30 protein-coding genes are annotated in these 24,550 nt (G+C 70.2%); 19 read left to right on the top strand and 11 right to left on the bottom strand.

What is annotated here, in order from left to right:
- Nucleotides 1–15 precede the first annotated feature (15 nt).
- The gene (locus tag FGM06_RS07360; RefSeq protein WP_144798452.1) at nt 16–966 is read left to right on the top strand and encodes an NAD(P)H-binding protein; all 951 of its coding nucleotides are present in this window, start codon (nt 16–18) and stop codon (nt 964–966) included.
- Nucleotides 963–1,631 carry a DUF7530 family protein gene (locus tag FGM06_RS07355; protein WP_144798451.1) on the top strand — a complete coding sequence of 223 codons (669 nt, stop codon included), beginning with the start codon at nt 963–965 and terminating at the stop codon, nt 1,629–1,631. The genes FGM06_RS07360 and FGM06_RS07355 overlap by 4 nt, the downstream gene beginning before the upstream one ends.
- A gap of 142 nt (nt 1,632–1,773) precedes the next feature.
- Here FGM06_RS07355 and FGM06_RS16025 read toward each other — a convergent pair whose 3' ends face one another.
- A complete protein-coding gene (locus FGM06_RS16025) occupies nt 1,774–1,941 on the bottom strand; it encodes a DUF5786 family protein (protein WP_170938337.1) in 168 nt (55 codons plus the stop codon).
- A 147-nt stretch (nt 1,942–2,088) separates the two neighbouring features.
- Between FGM06_RS16025 and FGM06_RS07350 the strand changes: the two genes are divergently transcribed.
- Entirely contained in the window at nt 2,089–3,135 is a 1,047-nt protein-coding gene (locus FGM06_RS07350) for a DUF5784 family protein (RefSeq protein ID WP_144798450.1), read from the top strand.
- Nucleotides 3,136–3,198: 63 nt separating this feature from the next.
- On the opposite strand, the gene FGM06_RS07345 is transcribed toward FGM06_RS07350, so the two are convergent.
- A complete protein-coding gene (locus FGM06_RS07345) occupies nt 3,199–3,483 on the bottom strand; it encodes a DUF5789 family protein (protein WP_144798449.1) in 285 nt (94 codons plus the stop codon).
- A 143-nt stretch (nt 3,484–3,626) separates the two neighbouring features.
- On the opposite strand from FGM06_RS07345, the gene FGM06_RS07340 reads away from it, so the two are divergent.
- From FGM06_RS07340 to thpR, 4 genes are all read left to right on the top strand, one after another.
- Complete coding sequence (locus tag FGM06_RS07340) at nt 3,627–4,436, top strand: PHP domain-containing protein (protein WP_144798448.1); 810 nt, start codon at nt 3,627–3,629, stop codon at nt 4,434–4,436.
- Between the two features lie 63 nt (nt 4,437–4,499).
- Nucleotides 4,500–4,664, top strand: coding sequence for a DUF6757 family protein (locus FGM06_RS16020; RefSeq protein WP_186310984.1), 165 nt, complete (start codon nt 4,500–4,502; stop codon nt 4,662–4,664).
- Between the two features lie 118 nt (nt 4,665–4,782).
- On the top strand, nt 4,783–5,763 hold the full coding sequence (gene hemB, locus FGM06_RS07335) for a porphobilinogen synthase (RefSeq protein ID WP_144798447.1): 981 nt from the start codon (nt 4,783–4,785) through the stop codon (nt 5,761–5,763).
- Nucleotides 5,764–5,790: 27 nt separating this feature from the next.
- Entirely contained in the window at nt 5,791–6,369 is a 579-nt protein-coding gene (gene thpR / locus FGM06_RS07330; RefSeq protein WP_144798446.1) for an RNA 2',3'-cyclic phosphodiesterase, read from the top strand.
- Here the strand turns inward: thpR and FGM06_RS07325 are convergent.
- The gene (locus tag FGM06_RS07325) at nt 6,339–7,643 is read right to left on the bottom strand and encodes a hemolysin family protein (RefSeq protein ID WP_144798445.1); all 1,305 of its coding nucleotides are present in this window, start codon (nt 7,641–7,643) and stop codon (nt 6,339–6,341) included. The two genes, thpR and FGM06_RS07325, sit on opposite strands and share 31 nt — an antisense overlap.
- 214 nt (nt 7,644–7,857) lie before the next feature.
- On the opposite strand from FGM06_RS07325, the gene serA reads away from it, so the two are divergent.
- Both serA and FGM06_RS07315 read left to right on the top strand, forming a co-directional pair.
- The gene (gene serA, locus FGM06_RS07320; RefSeq protein ID WP_144798444.1) at nt 7,858–9,462 is read left to right on the top strand and encodes a phosphoglycerate dehydrogenase; all 1,605 of its coding nucleotides are present in this window, start codon (nt 7,858–7,860) and stop codon (nt 9,460–9,462) included.
- Between the two features lie 223 nt (nt 9,463–9,685).
- The gene (locus FGM06_RS07315) at nt 9,686–10,693 is read left to right on the top strand and encodes a DUF7504 family protein (RefSeq protein ID WP_144798443.1); all 1,008 of its coding nucleotides are present in this window, start codon (nt 9,686–9,688) and stop codon (nt 10,691–10,693) included.
- A 63-nt stretch (nt 10,694–10,756) separates the two neighbouring features.
- On the opposite strand, the gene thrC is transcribed toward FGM06_RS07315, so the two are convergent.
- From thrC to FGM06_RS07295, 4 genes are all read right to left on the bottom strand, one after another.
- Nucleotides 10,757–12,040 (bottom strand): threonine synthase, encoded by a 1,284-nt coding sequence (gene thrC / locus FGM06_RS07310; RefSeq protein WP_144798442.1) that lies wholly within the window; start codon nt 12,038–12,040, stop codon nt 10,757–10,759.
- A 141-nt stretch (nt 12,041–12,181) separates the two neighbouring features.
- The gene (locus FGM06_RS07305) at nt 12,182–12,397 is read right to left on the bottom strand and encodes a DUF7569 family protein (protein ID WP_144798441.1); all 216 of its coding nucleotides are present in this window, start codon (nt 12,395–12,397) and stop codon (nt 12,182–12,184) included.
- A gap of 83 nt (nt 12,398–12,480) precedes the next feature.
- Nucleotides 12,481–13,155, bottom strand: a complete 675-nt coding sequence (upp, locus tag FGM06_RS07300) for a uracil phosphoribosyltransferase (RefSeq protein ID WP_144798440.1) — start codon at nt 13,153–13,155, stop codon at nt 12,481–12,483.
- Between the two features lie 100 nt (nt 13,156–13,255).
- Nucleotides 13,256–13,471, bottom strand: a complete 216-nt coding sequence (locus FGM06_RS07295; protein ID WP_144798439.1) for a hypothetical protein — start codon at nt 13,469–13,471, stop codon at nt 13,256–13,258.
- Nucleotides 13,472–13,530: 59 nt separating this feature from the next.
- On the opposite strand from FGM06_RS07295, the gene FGM06_RS07290 reads away from it, so the two are divergent.
- Together FGM06_RS07290 and FGM06_RS07285 are read left to right on the top strand one after the other, a co-directional pair.
- Nucleotides 13,531–13,857, top strand: a complete 327-nt coding sequence (locus FGM06_RS07290; protein WP_144798438.1) for a hypothetical protein — start codon at nt 13,531–13,533, stop codon at nt 13,855–13,857.
- A 96-nt stretch (nt 13,858–13,953) separates the two neighbouring features.
- On the top strand, nt 13,954–14,193 hold the full coding sequence (locus tag FGM06_RS07285) for a hypothetical protein (protein ID WP_144798550.1): 240 nt from the start codon (nt 13,954–13,956) through the stop codon (nt 14,191–14,193).
- Between the two features lie 48 nt (nt 14,194–14,241).
- On the opposite strand, the gene FGM06_RS07280 is transcribed toward FGM06_RS07285, so the two are convergent.
- Nucleotides 14,242–15,489: a CobW family GTP-binding protein gene (locus tag FGM06_RS07280; RefSeq protein WP_144798437.1), complete on the bottom strand. Its 1,248-nt coding sequence runs from the start codon at nt 15,487–15,489 to the stop codon at nt 14,242–14,244.
- 185 nt (nt 15,490–15,674) lie between these two features.
- On the opposite strand from FGM06_RS07280, the gene FGM06_RS07275 reads away from it, so the two are divergent.
- The 4 genes from FGM06_RS07275 to FGM06_RS07260 all read left to right on the top strand — a co-directional run bounded on the left by FGM06_RS07275 (nt 15,675) and on the right by FGM06_RS07260 (nt 19,287).
- Nucleotides 15,675–15,890: a hypothetical protein gene (locus FGM06_RS07275; protein WP_144798436.1), complete on the top strand. Its 216-nt coding sequence runs from the start codon at nt 15,675–15,677 to the stop codon at nt 15,888–15,890.
- Between the two features lie 108 nt (nt 15,891–15,998).
- The gene (locus FGM06_RS07270) at nt 15,999–16,295 is read left to right on the top strand and encodes a hypothetical protein (protein ID WP_144798435.1); all 297 of its coding nucleotides are present in this window, start codon (nt 15,999–16,001) and stop codon (nt 16,293–16,295) included.
- Nucleotides 16,295–17,272: an ArsA family ATPase gene (locus tag FGM06_RS07265; protein WP_144798434.1), complete on the top strand. Its 978-nt coding sequence runs from the start codon at nt 16,295–16,297 to the stop codon at nt 17,270–17,272. Before FGM06_RS07270 ends, FGM06_RS07265 begins: the two co-directional genes overlap by 1 nt.
- Nucleotides 17,273–17,433: 161 nt before the next feature.
- Nucleotides 17,434–19,287: a carbon starvation CstA family protein gene (locus FGM06_RS07260; RefSeq protein WP_144798433.1), complete on the top strand. Its 1,854-nt coding sequence runs from the start codon at nt 17,434–17,436 to the stop codon at nt 19,285–19,287.
- 56 nt (nt 19,288–19,343) lie between these two features.
- Here FGM06_RS07260 and FGM06_RS07255 read toward each other — a convergent pair whose 3' ends face one another.
- Both FGM06_RS07255 and FGM06_RS07250 read right to left on the bottom strand, forming a co-directional pair.
- Complete coding sequence (locus FGM06_RS07255; RefSeq protein ID WP_144798432.1) at nt 19,344–19,976, bottom strand: hypothetical protein; 633 nt, start codon at nt 19,974–19,976, stop codon at nt 19,344–19,346.
- Entirely contained in the window at nt 19,969–20,349 is a 381-nt protein-coding gene (locus FGM06_RS07250; protein ID WP_144798431.1) for a cupin domain-containing protein, read from the bottom strand. The genes FGM06_RS07255 and FGM06_RS07250 overlap by 8 nt, the downstream gene beginning before the upstream one ends.
- Nucleotides 20,350–20,495: 146 nt before the next feature.
- On the opposite strand from FGM06_RS07250, the gene FGM06_RS07245 reads away from it, so the two are divergent.
- The 4 genes from FGM06_RS07245 to FGM06_RS07230 all read left to right on the top strand — a co-directional run bounded on the left by FGM06_RS07245 (nt 20,496) and on the right by FGM06_RS07230 (nt 22,278).
- On the top strand, nt 20,496–20,729 hold the full coding sequence (locus FGM06_RS07245) for a hypothetical protein (protein ID WP_144798430.1): 234 nt from the start codon (nt 20,496–20,498) through the stop codon (nt 20,727–20,729).
- A gap of 98 nt (nt 20,730–20,827) precedes the next feature.
- Nucleotides 20,828–21,514, top strand: coding sequence for a DUF5828 family protein (locus FGM06_RS07240; protein WP_144798429.1), 687 nt, complete (start codon nt 20,828–20,830; stop codon nt 21,512–21,514).
- Nucleotides 21,515–21,566: 52 nt separating this feature from the next.
- The gene (locus tag FGM06_RS07235; RefSeq protein WP_144798428.1) at nt 21,567–21,809 is read left to right on the top strand and encodes a hypothetical protein; all 243 of its coding nucleotides are present in this window, start codon (nt 21,567–21,569) and stop codon (nt 21,807–21,809) included.
- Nucleotides 21,810–21,900: 91 nt separating this feature from the next.
- Nucleotides 21,901–22,278, top strand: coding sequence for a helix-turn-helix domain-containing protein (locus FGM06_RS07230; RefSeq protein ID WP_144798427.1), 378 nt, complete (start codon nt 21,901–21,903; stop codon nt 22,276–22,278).
- Nucleotides 22,279–22,282: 4 nt separating this feature from the next.
- On the opposite strand, the gene FGM06_RS07225 is transcribed toward FGM06_RS07230, so the two are convergent.
- The gene (locus tag FGM06_RS07225; protein ID WP_144798426.1) at nt 22,283–24,433 is read right to left on the bottom strand and encodes a S9 family peptidase; all 2,151 of its coding nucleotides are present in this window, start codon (nt 24,431–24,433) and stop codon (nt 22,283–22,285) included.
- Between the last annotated feature and the right edge of the window lie 117 nt (nt 24,434–24,550).

Here is a 24,550-nt window from a genome sequence, read left to right as displayed (position 1 = left end):
GCCCCACCGATCGGTATGCGCGTGCTCGTCACCGGTGCCACCGGATTCGTCGGGACCCGACTCGTCCCGACGCTCCTCGACCGCGGCCACGAGGTCGTCGCCTTGGTCCGCGACGCCGACGACTACGCCGCGCCCGCGGGGGCCCGCGTCGTCGAGGGCGACCTCCTCGAGCCCGACACTCTCCCGCCGGCGTTCGAGGTCGACGGCGACCCGGTCGACACCGCCTACTACCTCGTTCACTCCATGGACGGCGGCCCCGGCTACGAGGAGCGCGACCGCGACTGCGCGACCAACTTCGTCGAGGCCGCGTCGGCCGCCGGCGTCGACCGCGTGATCTACCTCGGCGGCCTCGGCGAGGACCGCGAGGAGCTCTCCGAACACCTCCGATCCCGCCGCGAGGTCGAGCGGATCCTCGCGACGGGCGACCCGGACCTGACCACGCTGCGCGCGGCGATCATCATCGGCGCCGGGAGCGCGAGCTTCGACGTCATCCACGGCCTCGCGAGCCGGCTGCCGGTGATGACGACGCCGAAATGGGTCGACACGCTCTGTCAGCCGATCGCGATCGACGACGTCGTCGGCTACCTCACCGGCGTCCTCGAAGTCCCCGAGACCCGCGACGACACGTTCGAGATCGGCGGGCCCGACGTCTTGACCTACGCCGAGATCCTCCGCCGGACGCGCCGACAGCTCGGGCACAAGCTGTGGATCGTCCGGGTGCCGGTGTTGAGCCCGGAGCTGTCGGCGAAGTGGCTCCGACTGGTGACCGACGTGAACCCCTACCTCGCCCGCTCGCTGGTCGAGGGGCTCCGCAACACCGTGATCGTCGAGGACGACCGGATCCGCGACCTCGTTCCGATCGAACAGACGCCCTTCGAGGTCGCCGTCGCGAGGGCGATCGACCGGCCCCACCGCGGCGACCCGACCGACGAGGTCCCGGCGACCGACGTCGAGGTCGAACTGTGAGCCGGAACTACGGCGAGACGTGGGTGTACGAGAGCCTCGTCGGCGGGATCCCCGGTCTGGGGATCTCCCGCACGCTCGCGGTCGCGATCCAGTTCCTGCTGTTCCAGGTCGGCGTCCTCGCGCTCGGCTGGTACTACGGGCTGTGGGACGCCGTCCTCGCGGGGACGGTCGCCGTCCTCGTCGCGGCGATCGGCAGCGTCGAGATGCACCGGCTCGGCGCCGCGAACCGCCGCCTCTCGACGCCGCCCGAGCACAAGCGGCTGCTGTTCGGGTCGAGCATCGAGATCGTCCTCGGCGTGCTCGCGTTCATCGCGCTGCTCACGTACGTGATCGCGTGGGACGGGACGCTGATCGAGCGCCTGTTCGGTCTCGACCCCCCGGTTCCGGTGGTGTACCTCACCCTGCTGATCCTCTGGGACCTCACCTACCGGATCGGCACGTCGTGGTGGAGCGCGGTCGTCGCGCTCTGGCGGGCGGTGAACGTCGACCTCGCCCCGAGCGAGGCGTCCCGAGTCAGGCGCCTCGACGCGGAGAACGTCGGCTTCTCCGTCCTCCAGTTAGCGCTCGTCCCCTTCCTGCTCGAGGAGCCGATCCTGCTCGGGGCCGTCGTCGGCCACGTCCTCGCGGTCGCGATCGTCTGCTCGGTCGCGATCGCGTTGACCTGACCGACCGGTCTCGTCAGTCGTCGGGCTCGTTGACCGTCGGACTCGTTGAACGTCTCCCACCGGCCATCGGCGTCGCTGCTCGCCGGTCAACGGTCAGGAAGGAAGTCGACGGATCCGCAGAAACGCGGTCCGAATCGCCGTCTCACTCGCCCTGCAGCTCCTGGAACTTGTCGAGGAGTGCCTCCGCGGAGTCGCCGGAGTCGTAGGTGAGCGACCCGGAGTACTCCGGCCGCTCGGCGTCGAAGTCGGCGTCGACTTCGCTGGTCTTCTTTTCGCGACGCTCGTGTTCGGCCTCGTCGTAGGCACCCATTGACATGGTACACCATACCTTAGAAACAATCGTTCATATATGTGTCGGTGAACTATCCGTTCTTCGAAACGACTTCGACGGCGCGGCCGCGAGGCGTCGCCTCCGGGCCACCGGAACCGATTAGACCCGGCGTCCGGTAGCACCGTCGTGGCACAACCGCTCCGATTCAGGCGCGCTCCCGGCCGGTGGAGCGCCGACCGCGTCCGCTCGCAGCTCGAACGGCCGCTCGACGACAACCTCGGGGCCGCGGCGAGCGACCCGTGGTTCAGCCCCCCGCCGGGGTACGACGCGCGGCGGTTCGACATGGACGACGGCTCGTTCGCCCTGTTCTGCTGGACCGAGGACGACGCCGACCCGCCCGCGGGGGCGAGCGGCGGCCCGGTCGGATACTGGATCGGAAACACCGAGACGCCGAGCGAACTGTGGCGCACGGACAAGTACGGCTTCGACGAGGTCCCGTACCCGGTCTCGCGGTGGGTCCAGCGGGAACTGCTCGCGGCGCTACACGACGACGAGCCGTGGCTCGCGGCGTACCCGCACGTCTCGTGGTTCTTCCTCCCCGTCTTCTGCTCGAAGGACGGATCGGAGACGACCCGGGCGTTCTTCCGCGACCACGCGGCGGGGTTCCCGGAGGCGACGCGCGAGGAGGGGACCGGGTTCGTCGAGGAGACGCTCCGACCGGGGATCCTCGACGACTACCGCGAGACGATGGCGGGCAAGCTCGGCACGTCGGCGTCGCTGGACCTCGTGCGGATGAGCGCGACGATGGCGGAGTTCACCGCGGCGCGGATCCTCACCGACTCCGGCTACGACGTGACCCCGGAGATCGAGGTGACGACCGGGCACTCGCTCGACTTCCGCGCGACCGACCCGGACACCGGGCGCGCGTTTCTTGTCGAGGTGACCCGCCCGCAGCCCGCCTCGAACCGGTCCGCGAGCGGTCCCGTCGCGGCGGTCCGCGACACCGCGGAGACGAAGACGAGCGGCCAGCTGGAGGCGCACGGCGGCGGCGTCACCCTGCTCGTCGACTGCACCTCGTTCCCCGCGGACGACTGGGCCGCGGTCCGGGACGCCAAGCCGGACGTCCGGCACCGCCCGGCGGTCGTCCTCCGCGCGCGCCCGGACGGACGCGTCGAGGGATACCGAAAGGGGTCGGTGCCGGTCGACCTGTCGCCGGCTATCGACTGGATCTGAGTCGGATCGTCACGTGGGTGACGGTCGAAAAAGTCGAAAAAAGCGGTCGAACCGCGGTTCCGTTCAGAACGAGACCGGCGAGGGCCCGTCCTCGGCGTCGGTCGTCGGGTCGCGGTCCGAGTAGAACCGCCGACCGACTCCGCGGTGGCAGACGCCGGCGCGGAGGGTGGTGAACACGTCCTCCGCGTCGTCGAACGTCTGGTCCCCGAACCGCTCCAGCACGTCGCCGAGACGCTCGGAGCCCTCCGCGAGCTCTACGGTCGCGTTCCCGTGGGCCGCGATCAGTTCCTCCGAGGTCGTCGGATATTGGTGCCGTTCGAGTCGGTCGTCGACGCCGTTCAAGCGCATCAACAGACGGGAATCGCTGACGGTTCTTAATGATTGTCCATGTACAACCTTAATCGGAGATATCTAATTATATTTCCTTATATTGGTGTGCGTTCACGTGCAACTATCGTCGGCGCTTAGTACGGGGTCGCCGAACGGGACCCATGGACACGGACCGGCTCGTCGCCGACCTCCACGCGCACACCACCGTCTCGGACGGGACCATGACGGTCGCGGAGCTCGCGACGACCGCGGTCGACGCTGGGCTCGACTGGGTCGCCGTCACCGACCACGACCGCGTTCACCCCGACCTCGACGCCCCCGTCGTCGAGCGCGAGGGGGTCCGGCTCGTCCGGGGGATCGAGCTGCGCGTCGACGCCGGCTTCGAGCGGCTCGACCTGCTCGGGTACGCGGTCGAACGCACCGCGGCGCTCGACGACGAGATCGAGCGCCTCCAGGCCGACCGCCAGCAACGGGGCGCCGCGATCCTCGAGGCGGTCGAGGAGCGGCTCGGCGTCGACCTCGGCGTCGAGCCCCGCCCCGGTCTCGGGCGACCCCACATCGCTCGCGCGATCGAGGAATCGGGGGCGCCGTACGACTACGCGGGCGCCTTCGACGAGCTGATCGGGAACGACGGCCCCTGCTACGTCGCCCGCGACGTGACCGAGCTGGACCGGGGGGTCGAGCTCCTCCGAGACGCGTGCGCGTTCGTCGGGCTCGCGCACCCGTTCCGGTACGACGACGTCGACGCCGCGCTCGACGTCGCCCGCGAGCTGGACGCGGTGGAGCGATTCTACCCGTACGGCCGCCCGGTCGGCGACGCTCGCGTCGAGCGGGTCGCCGCCGAGAGCGACCTCCTCCTGACGGGCGGGAGCGACGCCCACGAGCGGACCCTCGCCGAGGCGGGGCTCACCGCCGAGGCGTTCGAGCCCGTCCGCGACCGGCTGCCGGACCCGACGGCGACCCAGTCGTGAGGAGCTCCGGATCCTCCCCGATCGACGAACAGGATTAAGCCCGACGCCGATAGAGTAGCGACCATGCGGTGTCACTACTGCGAGCGGGAGGCCACGTACGAGGCCGAGCAGAGCGGCGTGGTCGTCGGCCTCTGCGAGGAGCACTTCAAGCAACGCGTCGAGGAGCTCGCGGAGTCGGACGAGCTCGCGTCGCTCCGCGACCGGATCGACGTCGAGTCGTCGGAGTAGCGCCCCTCGCACACTCCGACCCGCCGCTTTTCGTCGACCTCGGCCGGCGCTCCCGTTCCTCCCGCGCCGGCTCGCCGCGGACGGATCATAAAAGACCGCCCGGAGCCAACGCTCCGGTATGCACCCCACCGACCGGCCGCGGCGGCTCCGGACCGACGGCGTCCGCCCCCTCGTCAGCGAGCACTCGCTGTCGGCGTCGGACCTCGTCGCGCCCGTCTTCGTCGACGCGACGACCGACGAGCGCGTCCCGATCGAGACGATGCCGGGCCACGAGCGCGTCCCGGTGAGCGAGGCCGTCGCCCGCGTCGAGGAGGTCCGCGAGACCGGCGTCGAGGCCGTGATCCTCTTCGGCGTCCCCGAGTCGAAGGACCCGGCTGGCACGCGCGCGTACGCCGAGGACGGCGTCGTCCAGCGCGCGATCCGCCGCATCGACGCCGAGACCGACGCCTACGTGATCGGCGACGTCTGCCTCTGCGAGTACACCGACCACGGTCACTGCGGCGTGATCGAGGAGTCGGCGGAGACGGACCCGACGCTGACGGTGAAGAACGACGAGACCCTCGATCTGCTCGCGGAGACCGCCGTCTCGCAGGCGGACGCGGGCGCGGACATGGTCGCGCCCTCCGCGATGACGGACGGGCAGGTGCGGGCGATCCGCGAGGCGCTCGACGCCGCCGGCCACGAGGAGGTGGCGCTCATGAGCTACGCCGCGAAGTACGAGTCGTCGTTCTACGGCCCGTTCCGCGACGCGGCCGACGGCGCCCCCGCCTTCGGCGACCGCCGCCACTACCAGATGGACCCCGCGAACCGCCGCGAGGCGCTCCGCGAGGCCCGGATCGACGCCGAGGAGGGCGCCGACGTGCTGATGGTGAAGCCCGGGCTTCCCTACCTCGACGTCGTCGCCGACCTCCGGCGGGAGTTCGACCGGCCGATCGCCGCGTACAACGTCTCCGGCGAGTACGCGATGTTACACGCGGCCGCGGAGAAGGGGTGGCTCGACCTGGAGGCGACCGCCGGCGAGTCGCTGCTGTCGCTCAAGCGCGCGGGCGCGGACCTGATACTCACGTACTTCGCCGAGGACCTCGCCGAGCGCTTATAACCGAACGCGACCGACGTCCGGCCGACCATGCGAGCGTTCTTCGCCGTCGACCTGCCCGACGAGCTCTCGGATCCCCTCGCCGACGCGCAGGCCGCGTTCGAGAGCGCCGAGGGCCTGCGGTTCGTCGACCCGGAGCAGGCGCACGTGACGCTGAAGTTCCTCGGCGAGATCGGCGAGGGAGACGCCGCCGAGACCGACGCGCCCGCCCTCGACGACGTGATCGCGGCCGGGGAGCGCGCGGTCGCGGACGCCGGCGTCGACCCCTTCGAGTGCGCGATCGAGGGGTTCGGCGTCTTCCCGAGCCTCGACTACGTCTCGGTCGTCTGGGCGGGAGTCGGCGCGGGGAGCACGGAGCTGACCGCGCTCCACGAGTCGCTGGAGGCCGAGACGACCGCGCTCGGCGTCGATCCTGAAGACCACGCATTCACCCCGCACGTCACGCTCGCTCGGATGGACGACGCCCGCGGGAAGGAACTGGTGCGGGAGGTCGTCCGCGATCGCGAGCCCGAGGTCGGCCGGTTCGAGGTCGACGACGTCCGGCTCGTGAAGTCGACGCTGACGGACGACGGGCCCGTCTACGAGTCCGTCGCGTCGCTCGAACTCTGACCGCCGTCGGTCTCGCCTTCGCTCCCCGCTCCCGGGTGCTCGACCCGGACCCGCGTCACCCGCGTCGGGGTCGCGCCGGTGACGGTGAGCGTCACGTCGCCGACGGCGACGCGATCGCCCTCGGCGGCGACGCGGCCCATCCGCTGGGTGATCAGCCCCGCGACCGTCTCCACGCTTCCGTCGACCGGGAGCTCCAGCCCGAGCGTCTCGTTGAGGTGCGCGACGGTGGTCCACCCGCGGACGACCGCGGCGTCGGGCGCCACCACGTCGACGTGGTCCGTCTCCCACCGGCCGACCAGCTCGCCGACGACCTCCTCCACCACGTCCTCTAACGTGACGATCCCGACGACCGCGCCGAACTCGTCGACGACGATCGCCATCCGCCGCCCGCTCGACCGCAGCTCGTCGAACAGCTCGTCGACGGGCTGGGTCTCCGGGACGAACGTCGGTTCGCGGAGGGCGCTCGCGAGGGGCTCGCCCCGCTCGTGGGCGCCGATGGCGTCGCGCACGTCGACGGTCCCGACCACGTCGTCGCGGTTCTCGCCGTAGACGGGCATCCGGGTGACGCCCTCGCGACCGGCGGTCGAGAGCACGTCGGCAGGGGTCGCGGTGTCCGGGAGCGCCACCATGTCGGTGCGCGGGACCATCACCGCGGAGACGCGCGTCGACTCCAGGTCGAGGACGCCGCGGATCATCGCGCTCTCCTCGGGGTCGATCGCGCCCGCGGCCTGCCCCGAGAGCACGAGCGTCTCGATCTCCTCGCGGGTGAGGTACGACTCGATGGCGGACTCGCCGCCCGTGAACCGGTTGACGACGCCGGAGAGCGCCTCGAAGACGTAGAGCACGGGTCGGATGATCCGCTGGATCGCGACGACCGGCCGGGAGACGCGGAGCGCGTGCTTCTCGGCGTTCGCCACCGCGTACGACTTCGGCGCGATCTCCCCGAAGACGATGACGAAGACGCTCGTGACGAGCGTCGAACCGGTCGCGGCCTGCCCACCGGAGAAGCCGAACCGGACGAAGACGGCGGTCGCGACCGAGGCGGCCGCGATGTTGGCGACGTTGTTGCTCACGAGGGCCGTGACGAGGAACCGGTGCGAGTCCTCCCGGAGCGCCGAGAGCGCCCGCGCGCCGGGCACGTCGGCGGCGAGAAGCGAGTCGATCCGGTGTGTCGGCACCGAGAAGACGGCCAGCTCCGAGCTGGAGAAGAAGGCGCTGATCCCCGTCAACACGAGGATGGCGGCGACGCCGACGAACGCGATCGTGATGTCCATGTGTGCCCGTGCGGCCGAATATAAAAGGCAGTACCGCCGCGGTCTCGCCCCGGTCCCGGATCGGACCGGTGCCCTCGACCGCGATCGGGTAAGCACGAACGAGGAGGTTCCACCGGAAACAGAGGGGTTAGATACGCACGATTGCGGATCATACCGGACGGCAAAACGGCGCGATGAGGAAAGCGTTAACCTCGCCCCGCCGGAGGATACGGGTATGAAGGTACTCGTGACCGACCCCATCGCGGACGCGGGGTTGGACCGACTCCGAGACGCCGGCCACGAGGTCGAAACGGACTACGAGGTCGAGGGCGAGGCCCTCCTCGACGCCGTGAGCGACGCCAACGCGCTCATCGTCCGCTCCGGGACCGACGTGAACGAGGCCGTCTTCGAGGCCGCCTCCGAGCTCGTCATCGTCGGCCGCGCCGGCATCGGCGTCGACAACATCGACATCGAGGCCGCCACCGACCACGGGGTCATCGTCGCCAACGCGCCCGAGGGCAACGTCCGGGCCGCCGCCGAGCACACGGTCGCGATGACGTTCGCCGTCGCGCGCTCGATCCCGCAGGCGCACGGCCGCCTCCTCGGCGGCGAGTGGGCGAAAGGCGAGTTCCTCGGCACCGAGGTTAACAACAAGACGCTCACCATCGTCGGGCTCGGCCGCGTCGGCCAGGAGGTCGCCAAGCGGCTCGACTCGCTCGGGATGGATCTCGTCGTCTACGACCCGTACATCTCCGAGGAGCGCGCCGACCGGCTCGGCGCCGAGCTCGTCGAGGACCTCCACGAGGCGCTCGCGCGCGGCGACTTCGCCACGGTCCACACCCCGCTCCTCCCCGAGACCGAGGGGATGATCGGCGAGGACGAGCTGGCGCAGCTCGAGGGCGGTTACCTCATCAACTGCGCCCGCGGCGGCATCGTCGACGAGGCCGCGCTCGCCGAGGCGGTCGAGGACGGCGTCCTCGCCGGCGCCGCGCTCGACTCCTTCGCCGAGGAGCCGCTCCCGAAGGACTCGCCGCTGCTCGACGTCGAGGAGATCGTCTTGACGCCGCACCTCGGCGCATCGACCGAGGCGGCCCAAGAGAACGTCGCGGTCGACACCGCGGAGGCCGTGCTCGCCGCGTTCGAGGACGAGCCGGTGCTCACCGCGCTCAACGCGCCCTCCGTCGACGAGACGGCGTTCCCGCGGATCAAGCCGTACATCGCCGTCGCGGAGACCGCCGGGAAGGTCGCCGCCCAACTGCTCGACGGCCGCATCACGAGCGTTGAGGCGACCTACGAGGGCGACATCGCCGCGGAGGACGTCGAGCTCGTCACCGCGAGCGCGCTAAAGGGCGTCTTCGAGCCGCTGGAGTGGCAGGTGAACGCGGTGAACGCGCCGCGGCTCGCCGAGGAGCGCGGCATCGACGTGACCGAGTCGAAGACCCGCCAGACGGAGGACTTCCAGAGCCTGGTGCGCGTCACCGTCCACAACGGCGAGGACTCCATCGCGGTCGAGGGCACCCTGTTCGCCGGCGAGGACCCGCGGATCGTCCGGATCGACGGGTTCCGTGTCGACGCGGTCCCGTACGGCCACATGCTGGTCGCGCGCAACACCGACGAGCCAGGCGTCATCGGGCTCATCGGCACGGTCCTCGGCGACCACGACGTCAACATCGCCGGGATGTACAACGCCCGCGAGACGCAGGGCGGCGAGGCGCTCACCGTCTACAACCTCGACCACGACGTCCCCGACGCCGCGATCGAGACGCTGCTCGGCGACGACCGGATCGTCGAGGTCACCGAGATCACGCTGGACGACGCAGACGAGCGACAGGCGGAGTGAGGGTTCGGTAGCGACTTTTCCCGTCGACGCCGCCGCGATCCGCGGGGAGTCACTCGGCTCGCCTCGCGGCGCCTCCACTGCGAACGGCCGAAGTTCCGAATCGGACATTTACGCGGCGTATCGGGCACTCATCGCGGCCGATACGCCCTCGAACGGGTCCGTTGCGATCCCACATCCGCCGAATGAGCGACAAGTTTATTTCAATCAGTTGGTGACTAGGGCAGTGACAGAGTCGTATCAATCGCTCAATGACCACATCACCAAGTCGTCGACGATTCTCCTCCTCGCGCCGTTAGACGGTTCTCCGGACGACCGCGCCTGTATCGATCTGCTGACTCGGGAACCGCCCGGCGAAACCAACGCGCTGGGCGTTACGCTCTCCGCGTCTCCCGCCGAGCGGCTATCGATCTGGCGGCGCGAGTCCGGCGGCGAGCTCCCGGCGCAGACGGCGATCGTCGCCGGGAGCGGAGAGACGGCGGACACGGGGTCGATCTCCGTACGCGGACTCCCTGAAAACCCGGATATACACGATATCGGCCTCGCCATCGCCAACCAGCTCGGCGCCTGGCGGAACGCCGACGAGACGACGGCCATGTGTCTCCACTCGCTGACGACGCTGTTCGCCGCGTACGACGCCGATCAGGTACTCGGTCTGATCACCGCTCTCAATCACCTCTGCGACGAACACGACGTGATCGCTCACCACCACGTCGACCCGGAGGAGCTCGACGACGAGACGGTGACGACGCTTCGCCCGCTGTACGACGCGGTGCTCGAGTACACCCCGGAAGGCGGCTGGATCCCGACGGAGAGCGAGGTACGGGGATCGACGCTGTCGTTCGGCTCGACGACGCCGGCACCGGGCGGACGGGCGAAGACGGACCCCGACCGCCCCGAGACGGTGCCGATGCGGTACTCCTTCGACACCCTCCTGGATCTGCTGTCGTTCCCGCGTCGGCGGACGCTGCTGTACTACCTGAAGAACCAATCGGCCGACGAGATCCCGCTCGAGGAGCTCGTCGAGGCGGTCCACGACATCGAGCGATCGCTGCCGGTTCGCGATTCGTCCCCGCGCGAGGTGGTTCGGACCGAGCTCCTCCACACCCACCTCCCGAAGCTCCAAGAGGTTGGAATCGTCCGGTACGACGCCGACTCCCAGACGGTTCATTACACCGTGAATCAGGGGCTCGAATCCTATCTCAACTACATCGAGACGGTCGAGTTAGGCTGATCGGGGCCCGCGAACGGCTCGTTCGGCGACCGGACCGGGCGTTTCCGCCGGGAAAACGGCGCTTCAGCCGTGCAGGTGATCGAGCACCGCGTCCACGTCGTTCGGGACGGGCTCGGGGTCGCCGCCGGCCTCGTAGGCCGCTTCGGGGTCCTTCAGGAGGTGCCCCGTCGTCAGGCAGACGACGCGCTCGTCGTCGTCGACGACGCCGGAGCGCCGGAGCTTCTTCAGGCCGGCGAGGCTCGCCGCGGAGGCGGGCTCGACGCCGACGCCCTCGGCGGCGAGGTGGCGCTGCGCCGCGGTGATCTCCGCGTCGCTGACGGCGACGGCGGTGCCGCCGGTGTTGCGGATGCCGGGGATCGCCTTCGGCGCGTTGACCGGGTTGCCGATGCGGATGGCGGTCGCGCGCGTCTCGACCTCCTCCCACCGGCGGATCTCGTCGTTCCCCTCCTCGATCGCCTCGACCATCGGCGCGGCGCCCTCGGCCTGCACCCCGGTGAGTTTGGGCACCTCGCCGACGTCGAGCGCGCCCGCCTGGACGAGCTCGCGGAACCCCTTGTAGAGGGCCGAGGTGTTGCCCGCGTTGCCGACGGGGAGGACGATCCGGTCCGGGAACGTCCCGTAGTCGGCGTAGAACTCCTCTAAGATCTCGAAGCCGATCGTCTTCTGGCCCTCCAAGCGGAACGGGTTCAGGGAGTTGAGCAGGTACGCCTCGCCGCGGGCGGCCAGCTCTTGGACGATGTCGAGACAGGAGTCGAAGTTGCCGTCGACCTCCAGGATGCGGGCGCCGTGGAGGCTCGCCTGCGCGACCTTCCCCGCGGCGACCTTCCCCTCCGGGAGGAGCACGAGCGTCTGCATGTCGCCGCGCCCGCCGTAGGCGGCGAGCGCGGCCGAGGTGTTCCCGGTGGAGGCGCAGGCGAGCGCGCCGACGCCGAGCTCCTTCGCGACGCGGACGCCGACGGTCATCCCGCGGTCCTTGAACGAGCCGGTCGGGTTCATCCCCTCGTGTTTGATCCGGAGCGCGTCGACGCCGACCGACTCCTCGATCCGCGGGACGCGGTGGAGCGGGGTGTCGCCCTCGGGGAGCGTGACGCCCAGGTCGAAGGGGAGCGCCTCGCGGTAGCGCCAGACGCCGCGCTCGGGGCCGTCGGAGGAGGCGCCCGACCCGAACTCGTCGAACGTCGGCGGATCGGCGTAGCGAACCTCCAGGAGCCCGTCGCACGCGTCGCAGGTGTACCGGACGTCCTCGAAGGGGCCGAACGTCTCGTCGCACTCGATGCAGGCGAGCCACGTCCCGTCGGCGGCGCAGTCGGGCGCCGCCGGGGCCGGGGCGTCGATGGCGAGGTCCATTACGTCGCCGTCCGTGCCGCCGCGGCTTAAGACGGGCGGTCCAGACGGACGTTGCCGTCCGCGCGCACCGAGGCGAACCGGTTCGGCGGCGGCCTCTCGCCCTCACCGCGGGGCGGTCGCGCGGCGGCTCGCTCCCGGGGCTCAGTCGACGATGATCTCGGAGCTCTCGTCGGACGCGTCGGGGCCGGAGCCGAGCCGGTCCTGATAGCGCTGGATCCAGTCGGCGAAGCAGTCGGGACAGAGCCGCTGGGTGTCGATGTTCGCCCGGTCGACGCTCAGCCGGACGGTCCGCGCGAGCGCGTCCGTCGTCGGCTCGCCGCAGTCGTCGCACGGCTCGGTCGTCGGCGCGTTGCTCATACCGATCGGTCGCGGGGACGGCTCTTAAAAGTACGTCGGCCCGCGGAGGCCGAGTGCGAGCGTCGAGGTCGCCGGCGTCCGGCTCAGACCGTCCGGAACGCGCGGTCGCCGGCGTCGCCGAGCCCGGGGACGATGAACCCGTCGTCGTCGAGGTAGTCGTCGATCGCGACGGTCAGCAGCTTCGCCTCGGGCACCTGCTCGCTCACGCGGACGAGCCCGTCGGGCGCGGAGACCGCCGAGAGGACGAACAGGTCCTCGAAGTCGTCGGCGTCCCCGAGGACGTGGTCGAGCACCGCGCACATCGTCGAGCCGGTCGCGAGCATCGGGTCGGCGACGATGACGGTATCGTCGGGGCCGATCTCGGGCAGCTTCACGTAGTCGATGGTGATCGGGAACTCCCCGTCGGTCATCCCGGCCTCCTCGTCGCGGCCGGCGGAGATGACGCCCTGTTTCGCCCGGGGGAACGCCTTCAGGAGCCCCTCGACGAACGGGGTCGCGGCCCGGAGGACGTTGATGATGACCACGTCGTCGAGCCCCTTCACGCGCTCGCCGGTGGTCTCCTGCAGCGGGGTCTCCACCGGGACGTACTCCGTCTCCATCGCGCCGTCGATGATCTCGTAGCCGCAGATGCGGCCGAGCTTCACGAGCCCCTTCCGGAAGGCGACCTGCTCGGTCTCGACGTCCCGGAGCCGCGAGAGGGTGTCCTTCGCCAGCGCGTGCGTGATGAGGTACGCGTCGTCGCGGTCTTCGATCGTCATTGTCGGGAGAGGGACCGCAGTCGGCTTAAAACGTGGCGACCCCCGTCCGCCGGCGCGTTCGCGTCCGCCTCGGCGTCCCCCTCGTCGCCTCCCGACCGACTCACCGCAACACCGCGACGTACGTCACCCCGAAGATGACCAGCGCGAGCGCCGCGACGTTCGGCGCGTTCAGCGCGGCCATGCCGAGCCGGTCGAGCCCCCAGACGACGGTCCATCCGAACCACGCGGACAGGACCGCGTTCATCAGGAGGATCAGCCGCGGGTCCCCCTTCGAGTCCTCGACGCCCTCGCGGATCCCCCTCGGCTCCTCGCTCATACGGAACCTCGTGGGAGACCGGCACTTAGCTCTTTGTCCGTGGGGCCCGTACGTCCGCCATGGGCGTCGAGGCACTCGTTCACAACCGACACGGAGACCGGGTGGACCCGGTCCCGTTCCTCGTCACCGCCGGGCTCGCGTTCACGTTCGCGCTCTCGTTCGGCCCGATATACGGCCTCTCGTACGGGCTCACGCTCGCGGCGTCGCTGGCGCTGTCGACGCTGGCGTTCGCGGCCGCGACGGGGATCGCCTACCAGCAGCTCGTCCGGTGTGCGCCGCCGCTCGACGCCGGCCCGCTCCCGCCGGGCCCGCGGTTCGAACGGCTCCTGTACGCCGGGATGGCGCTCGGCGTCCTGATCGTCGCGCTCACCGTTCCGCTGCTCTGACTCCCGCTCCGGCCGCGACGTCCGCCGGGAACGCGGCTGTGCGTACCGTTCACACATCACCGGGAGACTAAGATGGCGAAACTCGTACGATCGTTCATGGGAATCTTCGACACCGTGACGGACGTGATGGCGGGATCGACGCAGCGCGCCCCCGGAAACGCGGGCAACGACGGCTCGGAGGGGTCGTACTGGTGCGACGACTGCGGCGTGCGGGTCCGGGACGTCGACGTCGACGCGGAGGGGCTCGACCGCGACGGCGACGGGACCCCGACCTGTCCCGACTGCGGGGATTCGATGCGGTTCGAGCGCGCGAGCGGGACCGGCTGCGCCTGCTGAGCTCGCCGACTCAGTCCGGCGATTCGACGCTCCTCCTCACGTCCCTCCTCACGGCTCCCGGAGCGCCAGCTCCTCGCCCTGCTCGGTCGCGAAGGGGAACTCGTCGTCGGCTTCGCTCTCGCCCTCCCCGACGGCCGCCCACTCCTCGTCGGTGACGAGCGCGTCGTCGAGGCGCTCGCGGATCGCCGCCTCGTCGATGCCCGTGCCGATGACGACGTACTCCGTCAGGCGGTCGCCGTGTTCGTCGTCCCAGTCGAGGTTCGGTCGGTTCGACCGAAGCATGTCGCGCTCGACCTCGGGGAGGCTCGCGATCCAGGGCCCGAGCGCTTTGACCCGCACCGACGCGCCGGCCTGCCCGACCTGCTGGCGCTGGTCCGTGCCCGCGACCCACAGCGTCCCCTTCGAGCGGACGACCTCGGGGGGGAGGTCGCGGAGGACGCCGGCGATCCGGTCCGGATGGAACGGCCGGCGGCGGCGGTAGGTGAAGGAGCCGACGCCGTACACCTCGTCCGGGTGGCGGTGGGCGTGGTCGCTTCCGTGTTCTCCGCCGTCGTGATCGGCGTGGTCGCCGTGACCCGCCGCCAGCGCCCGCTTCCACCCCGGCAGGTCGCCGAGCTCGCCCGCGTCGAACAGCCCGACGTCGAGGACCCGGTCGGGGTCGACCGCGGAGAACTCCGCGACGACCGTCTCCGCGCCCGGCTGCAGCGCGCCCACGAGCCCGATCGCCTCGTCCGTCTCCGCGTCGGTACAGAGGTCGGCCTTGTTACAGACCACCAGATTCGACACCTCGACCTGCTCGACGAGGAGGTCCGAGAGCGGTCGGTCCGCCTCCTCGTCGTCCGCGGCGACGCGGCGCTCGGGGACGTCGTCGCCGGCGAAGGCGTCGAGGAACCGGCGCGTGTCGATCACGGTCACCAGCGCGTCGACCCGGTAGCGGGCCGCCGCGCGCGACTCGGTCGTGAACAGCCGCGCGACCGGCGCGGGCTCGGAGATGCCCGACGACTCGACGACCAGGTTGTCGAAGGAGCGCTCGTTCGCGAGCCGCACCACGGCGGTCTCCAAGTCGTCCTGGAGCTCGCAGCAGATACAGCCGTTCGACAGCTCCGTGACGCCCTCGACGTCGACCTCGGACTCCTCGGCGATCAGCTCGGCGTCGACGTTGACGTCGCCCATGTCGTTGACCAGCACCGCGATGTCGCGATCGCCGGCGTTCCGCAGGAGGTGGTTCAACAGCGTCGTCTTCCCCGCCCCGAGGCTCCCCGAGAGCACGGTCACCGGGATCCGGTCGTCGTCCATGCGAGGCGGTCGGTGTGCGGGGCCCTTCAACGTCGCGGCGGCGGAAGCGGTCGCGCTCGCCGGATGCGAGAACGGTCGCGCTCGCCGGACGCGGGAACGTCGCGCTCGCCGGGGTCGGGGCCCGTCTCTCCCTTCGTTCGTCGGAAGCCGATACGTTGATACGTCGCGCCCCCGCACCGGCGACCATGTTCCAGTACGTGTCGGCGGCAGGGATCGCGGCGATCGTGGTGACCGTCCTGATGGTCGTCGCGATGCTGTACCTCGTCTGGGGCGCGCTCGGTGGGGAGGCGCACTCGCCGACTCCGGACGTGGACGAACAGCCGGAGCTCGACGACGGGGAGGAGGCGGGCGAGTCCGACGAGCCGCAGACTGAACTGGCCGCCGACGGCAACTCGGCCTGATCGCCCGACGCGCGACCCGCTCCCGATCGCCCGACGCGCGACCCGCTCCCGATCGCCCGACGCGCGACCGCGACAGCTTTTAACACGCCCCGACCGTCACGACCGATAATGACAGTCGCCGATCGGATCGAAACGTTCCGAGCCGCGCTCGAGGAGTGGCTCGCCGGCCTCTACCACGGGATGATCACGCACCCGGCCTACGAGAAGATCGAGAAGGAGGCCGAGGACGTGGAAGACGAGTTCATGCTCGCGTGTTTCCCGGACGCGTTCGGCATCCCCTCGCCGGTCTCGTACTACACCGCCGAGCTGCTCCCGTACCTCGAAGACGAGTTCGAGGCGTGGGAGCGGCGGCTGTGGGACCGCGAGAGCCTCATGGAACGGAAGGGCCAGCAGTACCACTTCTGATGGAGCAGTTCGTCTTCTTCGGCGGGAAGGGCGGCGTCGGCAAGACCACCGTCTCCTGCGCGTACGCCTACCGCTGTGCGAACGCCGGGCTGCGGACCCTCGTCGTCTCGACCGACCCCGCGCACTCGGTGTCCGACGTGTTCGGCCAGCAGTTCGGCGACGACCCCGAGTCGGTCGACGGCGTCGAGGGGCTCGACGCGATGGAGATCGACCCCGACGACGAGATGCAGCGGCACCTCCAGGAGATCCGCGAGGGGCTCTCCGAGCAGGTGTCGGCGGCGATGGTCTCGGAGATCAACCGGCAGCTGGAGATGTCGCACGGGACGCCGGGCGCGTACGAGGCCGCCCTCTTCGACGCGTTCGTGGGCGTGATGCGCGACGAGAGCGAGCCGTACGACCGGGTCGTCTTCGACACCGCGCCGACCGGGTCGACGCTGCGGCTGCTCGGGCTCCCGGAGTTCCTCGGCGACTGGATCGACCGGCTGCTGTACAAGCGCAAGCAGTCGATCGACCTGTTCGAGAAGGCCGCGATCGGCGACATGGAGCCGCGACGCCTGATGGACGGCGACCCCGTCCTCGAACGCCTCCAGCGCCGCAAGGAGTTCTTCGAGTTTGCGGGCGACACGATGCGGTCCGACGCCGCCTTCTTCCTCGTGTTGAACCCCGACCAGCTGTCGGTCAACGAGACGGGCCGAGCGATCGAGGGGTTCACCGAGCGCGACCTGCACGTCCGGGGGCTCGTGGCGAACAAGCTCACTCCGTCTCCGGACGACGACGAGGAGGGACGCGGCGCGAGCTACCTCCGCGAGAAGGTCGCGACCGAGCGCGATCGTCTCGACCAGGTCCGCGAGGAGTTCGACCCGCCGCTGGTCGCCGAGATCGAGTCGCGAACGCGGGAGGTGCGCGGCGACGTGCTCTCGGAGGTCGCGGCCGCGCTCGACGTCGAGACGGGGCCGCCCGTGGGCGCGCGCGAGTAAGAACCGTTCCGGTCGGGGTGTAATCAAAGTACACTCAGGCGAAACGAACCGCTGTGGCCCCCCTTCGTCGGTGTTTCTTCCGCTGAATCGCGTTTCTATCACGTTTGAAGATAATACTTAATACGCTGTTTCCAAACCGCGTTTGTGAGGCAGGGTTACTCATGACAAACGTAATATGGATAATGGTCGCGGTCCTCGGAACGTTCACCGTCGGATACATGGGGTATTCGCGGTACCTCTCGCGGTTCGTCGAGCTCGACGACGAGCGAGAGACGCCGGCGCACAAGTACGAGGACGGACAGGAGTACGTACCGTCGAAGAAACCGGTACTACTGGGGCATCACTTCTCGAGTATCGCGGGCGGCGCGCCGATCGTCGGTCCGATCACGGCGGGGGCGATCTGGGGGTGGGTCCCGGCGATGCTGTGGATCGCGATCGGCAACCCGCTGATGGGCGCGGTCCACGACTTCATCTCGCTGTCGAGCTCGATCCGCCACGAGGGGCGCTCGATCGGATACATCGTGGGGCAGTACGTCGGGGAGCGGGGGAAGAACCTGCTGCTGTGGTTCGCGTTCCTCACCATCATCCTCGTCGTCGCCGTGTTCGCCTTGGTCGTGGGGATCGTGTTCAACGCGTTCCCGCAGGTGACGACCGCGAGCACGATCTACGTCCTGCTCGCGCTCGCGTTCGGGGTGTACCTCTACCAGCTGAACGGGCCGTTCGTCCCGGGGACGGTCCTGTTCGTCGCCGGCGTGTTCGCCGGCGTCTGGGTCGGCATCCAGTACCCGTTCGCGCTGTTCGAGCTCGCCGAGGGGAGCCACCCCGCGGGGACGTTCGTCCTGTTCAGCGGGAGCACGGGGAGCTGGGTCCCCGGCGCGGCGGCGCTGGGCGGTAACGCCGCCGGCTGGGTCCCGATCGTGATGGTGTACGCCGGCATCGCGAGCGCGCTCCCGGTGTGGGTGCTGCTCCAACCGCGCGACTACCTCTCGTCGTTCCTGCTGTACACCGGCGTCGGCGGGGGCGTGCTGGCGGTCATCGTCGGCACGATCCTCGGCACGTCGAGCCAGCCGCTCGTCATCGACTCCTCGATCGGCGTCTTCGAGGGGTTCTGGGGGATCGAGGCGGCGGGCCTGTTCCCGCTGTTCCCGCTGCTTTTCATCACCATCGCGTGCGGGACGATCAGCGGGTTCCACTCGCTCGTCTCGTCGGGGACGACCTCGAAACAGCTCAACAAGGAGAGCGACGCCCGCCTGATCGGCTACGGCGGGATGCTCGGCGAGGGGCTGCTCGGCGCCCTCGCGCTGTCGACGCTCGCGGTCGCCGGCTTCGCCGGTGACGCGGCCGCCGGCGGCATCGGCGGCGCGCTGCCGAACTTCGCGACCGGCGGCGGGATCATCCTCACCAGCTTCGGAATCCCGCAGGCCATCGGCAGCGTCTTCATGGCGCTCGTCCTGGTGAGCTTCCTCCTCACCTCCACGGACACGGCGGTCCGCCTCGGTCGGTACATGATGGAGGAGATCGTCGGCATGGACGACGGCATGACCGTCTCCGGGCTCTCCGGCGGTATCGGAGCGGCCGCCCGCGGGCGGTACACGAACCCGGTCATCCAGATCGGCATCGCGTACGTCCTCGTCATCTCGGGGCAGTGGCAGACGCTGTGGGGGCTGTTCGGCGGCGCGAACCAGCTGCTCGCGGCGCTCGCGCTACTGACCGCGACGGTGTGGCTCGCCAACTGGGACGAGTCGAAGCAGCTCGTCTCCACCGGCGTGCCGATGGCGATCATGGTGACGATCACCGTGCTCGGGCTGACGTGGGTGGCGCTGTACAACAACCTCTACGTCAACCTCATCCAGGGCGGCGCCGGCACGCTCGGCGCGCAGCTCTCGTCCGCGGCGCAGATGATCCTCGGGCTCGCGCTGATCTACATCGCCCTGTCGCTCGTCCGGATCGGGGTCGGGAACCTCCGGTCGGTGCGGAGCGGCGAGGCGCCCGCGGCCGAGCCGAGCGACGACTGAGGGCGACGCCGCTCCGCGGTACCGTTTCGCCTTTCGAAATCTCTTTTTTGCTCCGATTACCGCCAGAACCGCTTCGCGAACTTGGAGAAGATCCCGTCGTCCGGCTTCTCGACCGGTTCCCACAGCCGGAGCGCCTCGGCGCTGCTCGCGGCCTCGCTGGCGACGAGCCGCTCCTCGTCGGGCGCGACGACGACGAGGTTCACCTCGTAGTGGCCGTAGTAGCCGAACTTCAGCAGCGTCCGGTCGCGGAACCCGCCGACGAACTCGGCGACGTCCTTCGCGATCCGGTCGGCGACGAGCACGACCGTGACGTCGGTGCCGTAGTGCTGTTCGTTCCCATCGACGCGCTCGTCGGCGACGCCGTGAGCGAACTCGACGAGCCGCTCCAGTTCCCCGACCGTCGGGGCGGCGACGCGCCGGGCGAACAGGTACTCCATCACGTCGTGGTCCGCGTAGCTCAGCGCGGGGTGGAGGAACTGCTTCTGGTTGCGCATCCGCATCTCGGCGGTCAGCTCGAACCGCTCGCCGTCGACGACGACGTCTTCGTCGAGGTCGTAGCTGTACATCAGCCGGTCTGAGACCCGGTCGAGGTACTCGTCGTCGTAGTCGGGGACCGCCTCGCGGATCTCGGCCGGCAGCTCCTCGGGATCGAGGCGGTCGTCCCCCCCGCCGCCGGCCGCGTCACTCATCGTTCGGATCGTACGCGACCGCGTCGCCGTCGGCGGGCGGCGCGCCGATCGCGAGCACGGTCACGGGGCCGTCGGCGTCGGCCGCGTTGTACGCGCGCTGCGGGCTCTCGGGGTCGACGACGAACAGGTCGTCCGCGGGCACCTCGTAGGTCCCCTCCGGGGTCTCGATCGAGAGCCTCCCGTCGAGGACGTAGAACGCCTCCTGTTGGGTCTCGTGGTAGTGATACGCGAGCGGGAGCTGCTCGCCCGGCTCGGCGCGGAACCGGTTGATCGCCGTGAAGTCCAGCCCGCCCGGCTCGGAGAGCTTCCGGCACTCGCAGGGGCGATCGGGCTTCGGCTCCACGGAGTCCGTGTCGACGACGCGGTATCCCATGTGAACTCATTCCACGGAGCGATTAAAAAGGTCGTCGGGCCGGCGTCGGTCGGTTCCGGAGGAACACTACCGGTCGAGGACGTGGCGTAGCGGTTCCGACGCCGGGTTTTAAGCCGGTCGAACACGATCGTTATCCAGAGAGTCCCATGTCCGACGAGGAGATCCAAGCGGAGGCGTGCGGACGGTGTTCGATGTCGACCGTCGTGGGCGCGGTGAACGGCGGCAAGGAGCCGGAAGAGCGCGCCGACCACGACCCGTTCGTCGGCGAGCGCATCGAGGTCGACGAGTCGTCGTTCCGGAAGATCTCGCCGGGAGGGTTCCTCAGCGACCTCAAAGACCGGGTCGACGCGCTCGGCCGCCGGCTCTCGTACGGGAAGTAGGCCGGGAGAGCGCCGGCCGCGGACCATCGCCGGCGTGCGCGGGCTCACGTCAGGTCGGAGAGACTTATACGCGTTCGTTTCGTATGGGCGTCCACGCGATGGAAGAGAGCATCTCCGGCTTCAAGGTGCGCGGGGACTGGGGCGACGTGGTCGAACACGGCGAGCGAATCGCGTTGGCGCTCCGCGAGACGGGCGCCGACGGCGACGCGTTCTACGAGTTCGACGACTGGCGCCCGAAGTCCCACGAGCGCATCGACGAGGACGTGTCGGCGAAGACCGCCGAGCAGGCGTCCGTCGCCGAGGGCGAGGGCGAACAGGCCGGCAAGACGCCGGGCGACGACCTCCAGACGGCCGGCGAGAAGCTCACCGAGTCCTACGAGAAGGTCGAGGAAAACGACACCGAGAGCGCGATGGAGAGCTGGGGCGAGTCGATCGGCCACGTCGCCCGCGCGGCCGACTCGGCCAGCCGCAAGGCGCTCCGAAAGGTGGAGGACACGGTGTACCGCAAGGTGATGACGCAGATGGCGCCGTACTACTTCGACAACGAGCTCGTCAGCGCCAACATCCAGGAGGTCGGCCGCGGCGAGGACGGCGAGACGTTCGAGTTCGAGGTGAACGTCAACGACGACGAGCTGAAGGCCGAAGTGAGCGGGATCCTCGACGAGTACGAGTCGGAGATCGACCGCTGGCACGTCGAGACCGAGAAGCGCACGGACGACGTCGCCGCCGCGGAGGGCGTCGAACCCCCGGAGACGGAGGGCGGTCCCGACTCGACGATGACGTGACCCCCGCGAGCGACACGCACGGTTTTAATTCGGTGACCCGCGAAGGAGGCCCATGAGCGAGGTACTCCGGGTCGAGGCCGGCGAACTGTCGGCCGACGAGATAATCGACGCGCTCAACGACGGCCGTCGGATCCTCGTCGACGTCGAGCTCGCGGGCGGCCGCCACGAGGTCGTGCTCCGCTACGACGGTGAGACGTACCACTGCGACACGCCGACGAACCTCCACCGGCACGCGGAGGAAGACGAGATGCGCGGCTGTATCGACCGGATGGGGTACGCCGACCCCGACGCCTGAGCGCTCGGCCGGGTCCGCTCGCCGCATCCGCCGCTCGACGCCGACTGCCGCCGATGACGACTTTTAACCCGACCGCAGTCGAACGGCGCCCATGAGCGACCCCGAGATCGAGGACCTCGTCGGCGACGTCTCCCCCTCGTTCGAGCACGTGCTCTCCTGCGTGTTCGGCGTCCGCGACCACGAGAGCCGCACGTACCTGACGCTGCTCGATCACCCGGGGAGCACCGTCGCCGAGCTCGCCGAGACGCTCGACCGAGACCGATCGAACGTGAACCGCTCGCTGTCGACGCTGCGGGACAAGGGGCTCGTCGAGCGTCGCCGCCGGCTGCTCGACTCGGGCGGATACGTCTACCAGTACACCGCGATCCCGGTCCCGGAGGCGAAAGAGCGGCTCCACGACGCGCTCGACGAGTGGGTCGAAGGCGTCCACGCGGCGATCGACGCGTTCGACCCGGACGACCGGGAGTGAGGGCTTACTCGCCGTCGCTGTCAGCCTTTCCTACCTCCTCGCTATCCCCGTCGCCCCCGGCGCTCAGCCCCTCCTCGTCGGAGCGGTCGAGCGCCCGCGGCGCGTCGTGGTGCTCGGAGTAGCCGTCGAACCAGCGGGCGATCCGCTCGATGCGGTCGACGATATGACCGGGCTCACCGGAGCGCGAGAGCTCGTGGCCCTCGCGCGGATAGCGCACGAACCGCGTGTCGACGCCGTTCTTCCGGAGGATACGGTGGTACAGCTCCGCCGTGCAGATCGGCGTTCGCGTGTCGTCCTCGCTGTGGATCAAGAGCGTGGGCGTGTCGACGTCGTCGGCGTGGCCCGTCGGCGACCGCTCCCACAGCCAGCCGGGCTCCTCGGAGGGCACCGTGTCGAAATCGCCCTCGACGAGCTTGTACGCCCGGTCGGTCGAGCCGTAGAAGCCGGTGAGGTCGTAGACGCCGCGCTGGGAGACGGCCGCGCGGAAGTAGTCCGTCTGTCCCACCGTCCACGCCGTCATGAACCCGCCGAAGGAGCCGCCGGTGAGGAAGGCGTTCGTCTCGTCGACGTACGGGCGCTCCGCGACCGTCTCCACGCCGGCCATCACGTCCGAGAGCGTCACCTCGCCCCAGTCGCGCTCGATCGCCTGCATGAACGCCTCGCCGTAGCCGGTCGAGCCGCGCGGATTCGACCAGAAGACGACGTAGCCGCGGGCCGCGAGCGTCTGGAACTCGTGCCACATCGTCCCCGCGGTCGACCACATCGCGTGGGGGCCGCCGTGGACCTCGACCGCGAGGGGGTACTCGTCGTCCGTCTCGCCGTTCGCCCCGTCGACCGCCTCGCCGTCCGGATCGAACCCCGACGGCGTCAACACCCACCCCTGGATCTCCGTCCCGTCCGACTCGAACCGTATCTCCTCCGGCTCGCCGATCTCGCGTCCCGCGAGGTACTCCGCGTTCAGTTCGGTGAGCCGCGCCGTCTCGCCGCGCCACGCGTCGTGCGCGAAGACGTCGCCCGGGTGGTCCGACTCGCTGGCGGCGAACGCGACGGTCACCTCCCCCGGGCCGGCGCCGTCGTCGCCGCCGACGGTCGCGCCGGAGACGGTCCCCGGCCGGACGAGTCGCTCGGGGGCCGCGCTCCCGTCGGCCGGGACGTGCCACAGCGCCGTCCTCCCCTCGTCGGGGGTCGCGAAGTACAGCGTCGCGTCGTCGGGGCCCCACTGCGGCGCGGCCTCGCCGCCGAGCCCGCGGTCGATCTCGCCGGTGAGGTCGGTCACCGCGCCCGTCTCGCGGTCGACGACGCGGAGGTCGACCGGCCGCATCGACACCCGCTCGGGCTCCGCGTGGGTGAAGGCCACTCGCCCGTCCGCGGTCGCCGCGATCGCGGCGCCCCAGCCGGTCGTCGTGTGGACGCGCTCCGTCTCGCCGGTCTCGAAGTCGTGCGCGAGGATCGCGATCTCCGACGAGTCGTCCGGATCGTCGCCGACCTCCTCGGCGAAGTAGAGCGTGTCGGCGTCCCCCCAGTCGGGCGCGGCGAAGTCGGCGTCGCGGTCGGTCACCCGCTCGACGCCCTCGGCGGCGCCGGACGCCGCCGCGCCCTCGACCGCCGCGTCCGCGTCGACGACGTAGACGCCGGAGCGCCGACCGTCGAAGAACCGCTGGCCGGAGCGGTAGACGGTCCGGTCGATCACGCGAGGATTGGGGTGCTCCTCGGGCTCGTACTCCTCCGGGACCGAAAGGTCCCGATCTTCCTCGCGGTCCTCGGCGGTCACCGACTGCGTGAAAGCGATCCGCTCCCCGTCGGGCGACCAGGCGATCTCCGAGACGCCGCCGACGACGTCGGTGACCCGTCGGGCCTCGCCGCCGTCGACCGGGAGCACCCACAGCTGCTGGCGGTCGTCGGCGGCGCCCCGCGTCGAGGTGAACGCGATCCGGTCGCCCGAGGGGCTCCAGCGCGGCTCCGCGTCGGAGCCCTCGGCCAGCGTGAGCCGGCGGGGGTCGCCGCCCGCGACGTCGACGAGGTACACCGTCGACTCGTACGCCTCGTCGTCGGTCGGCTGGCGTCGCAGGAAGGCGACCCGGTCCCCGTCGGGCGAGATCCGCGGGTCGGCGGGCTTCGCGATGTCGTGGTAGTCGGCCGCGGTGACGCGCTCCATGGGAAGGGGTCGACCGCCGCGGGCAAAAGGCGTCGGGAGTCGGAAAGGCGGTCGGTGCGGGTGTCGGGAGGCGGGAGTGGGGGAGCGGCGGGGGCGGCTCCGCCGCCCCCGTCGCGG

Source organism: Halorubrum depositum (assembly GCF_007671725.1).
GTDB classification, from domain to species: Archaea; Halobacteriota; Halobacteria; order Halobacteriales; family Haloferacaceae; genus Halorubrum; species Halorubrum depositum.
The sequence above is the reverse complement of the archived record's forward strand: the minus strand, read 5'-3'. Positions and strand labels throughout refer to the sequence as shown.

Bases quoted from the DNA above. Each gene is read 5' to 3' on its own strand.
- FGM06_RS07360 (WP_144798452.1), top strand. From the start codon at position 16: ATGCGCGTGCTCGTCACCGGTGCCACCGGATTCGTCGGGACCCGACTC.
- FGM06_RS16025 (WP_170938337.1), bottom strand. From the start codon at position 1,941: ATGGGTGCCTACGACGAGGCCGAACACGAGCGTCGCGAAAAGAAGACC.
- FGM06_RS07345 (WP_144798449.1), bottom strand. From the start codon at position 3,483: ATGCGCTTGAACGGCGTCGACGACCGACTCGAACGGCACCAATATCCG.
- FGM06_RS07340 (WP_144798448.1), top strand. From the start codon at position 3,627: ATGGACACGGACCGGCTCGTCGCCGACCTCCACGCGCACACCACCGTC.
- FGM06_RS16020 (WP_186310984.1), top strand. From the start codon at position 4,500: ATGCGGTGTCACTACTGCGAGCGGGAGGCCACGTACGAGGCCGAGCAG.
- hemB (WP_144798447.1), top strand. From the start codon at position 4,783: ATGCACCCCACCGACCGGCCGCGGCGGCTCCGGACCGACGGCGTCCGC.
- thpR (WP_144798446.1), top strand. From the start codon at position 5,791: ATGCGAGCGTTCTTCGCCGTCGACCTGCCCGACGAGCTCTCGGATCCC.
- FGM06_RS07325 (WP_144798445.1), bottom strand. From the start codon at position 7,643: ATGGACATCACGATCGCGTTCGTCGGCGTCGCCGCCATCCTCGTGTTG.
- serA (WP_144798444.1), top strand. From the start codon at position 7,858: ATGAAGGTACTCGTGACCGACCCCATCGCGGACGCGGGGTTGGACCGA.
- thrC (WP_144798442.1), bottom strand. From the start codon at position 12,040: ATGGACCTCGCCATCGACGCCCCGGCCCCGGCGGCGCCCGACTGCGCC.
- FGM06_RS07305 (WP_144798441.1), bottom strand. From the start codon at position 12,397: ATGAGCAACGCGCCGACGACCGAGCCGTGCGACGACTGCGGCGAGCCG.
- upp (WP_144798440.1), bottom strand. From the start codon at position 13,155: ATGACGATCGAAGACCGCGACGACGCGTACCTCATCACGCACGCGCTG.
- FGM06_RS07295 (WP_144798439.1), bottom strand. From the start codon at position 13,471: ATGAGCGAGGAGCCGAGGGGGATCCGCGAGGGCGTCGAGGACTCGAAG.
- FGM06_RS07290 (WP_144798438.1), top strand. From the start codon at position 13,531: ATGGGCGTCGAGGCACTCGTTCACAACCGACACGGAGACCGGGTGGAC.
- FGM06_RS07285 (WP_144798550.1), top strand. From the start codon at position 13,954: ATGGGAATCTTCGACACCGTGACGGACGTGATGGCGGGATCGACGCAG.
- FGM06_RS07280 (WP_144798437.1), bottom strand. From the start codon at position 15,489: ATGGACGACGACCGGATCCCGGTGACCGTGCTCTCGGGGAGCCTCGGG.
- FGM06_RS07275 (WP_144798436.1), top strand. From the start codon at position 15,675: ATGTTCCAGTACGTGTCGGCGGCAGGGATCGCGGCGATCGTGGTGACC.
- FGM06_RS07270 (WP_144798435.1), top strand. From the start codon at position 15,999: ATGACAGTCGCCGATCGGATCGAAACGTTCCGAGCCGCGCTCGAGGAG.
- FGM06_RS07265 (WP_144798434.1), top strand. From the start codon at position 16,295: ATGGAGCAGTTCGTCTTCTTCGGCGGGAAGGGCGGCGTCGGCAAGACC.
- FGM06_RS07260 (WP_144798433.1), top strand. From the start codon at position 17,434: ATGACAAACGTAATATGGATAATGGTCGCGGTCCTCGGAACGTTCACC.
- FGM06_RS07255 (WP_144798432.1), bottom strand. From the start codon at position 19,976: ATGAGTGACGCGGCCGGCGGCGGGGGGGACGACCGCCTCGATCCCGAG.
- FGM06_RS07250 (WP_144798431.1), bottom strand. From the start codon at position 20,349: ATGGGATACCGCGTCGTCGACACGGACTCCGTGGAGCCGAAGCCCGAT.
- FGM06_RS07245 (WP_144798430.1), top strand. From the start codon at position 20,496: ATGTCCGACGAGGAGATCCAAGCGGAGGCGTGCGGACGGTGTTCGATG.
- FGM06_RS07240 (WP_144798429.1), top strand. From the start codon at position 20,828: ATGGAAGAGAGCATCTCCGGCTTCAAGGTGCGCGGGGACTGGGGCGAC.
- FGM06_RS07235 (WP_144798428.1), top strand. From the start codon at position 21,567: ATGAGCGAGGTACTCCGGGTCGAGGCCGGCGAACTGTCGGCCGACGAG.
- FGM06_RS07230 (WP_144798427.1), top strand. From the start codon at position 21,901: ATGAGCGACCCCGAGATCGAGGACCTCGTCGGCGACGTCTCCCCCTCG.
- FGM06_RS07225 (WP_144798426.1), bottom strand. From the start codon at position 24,433: ATGGAGCGCGTCACCGCGGCCGACTACCACGACATCGCGAAGCCCGCC.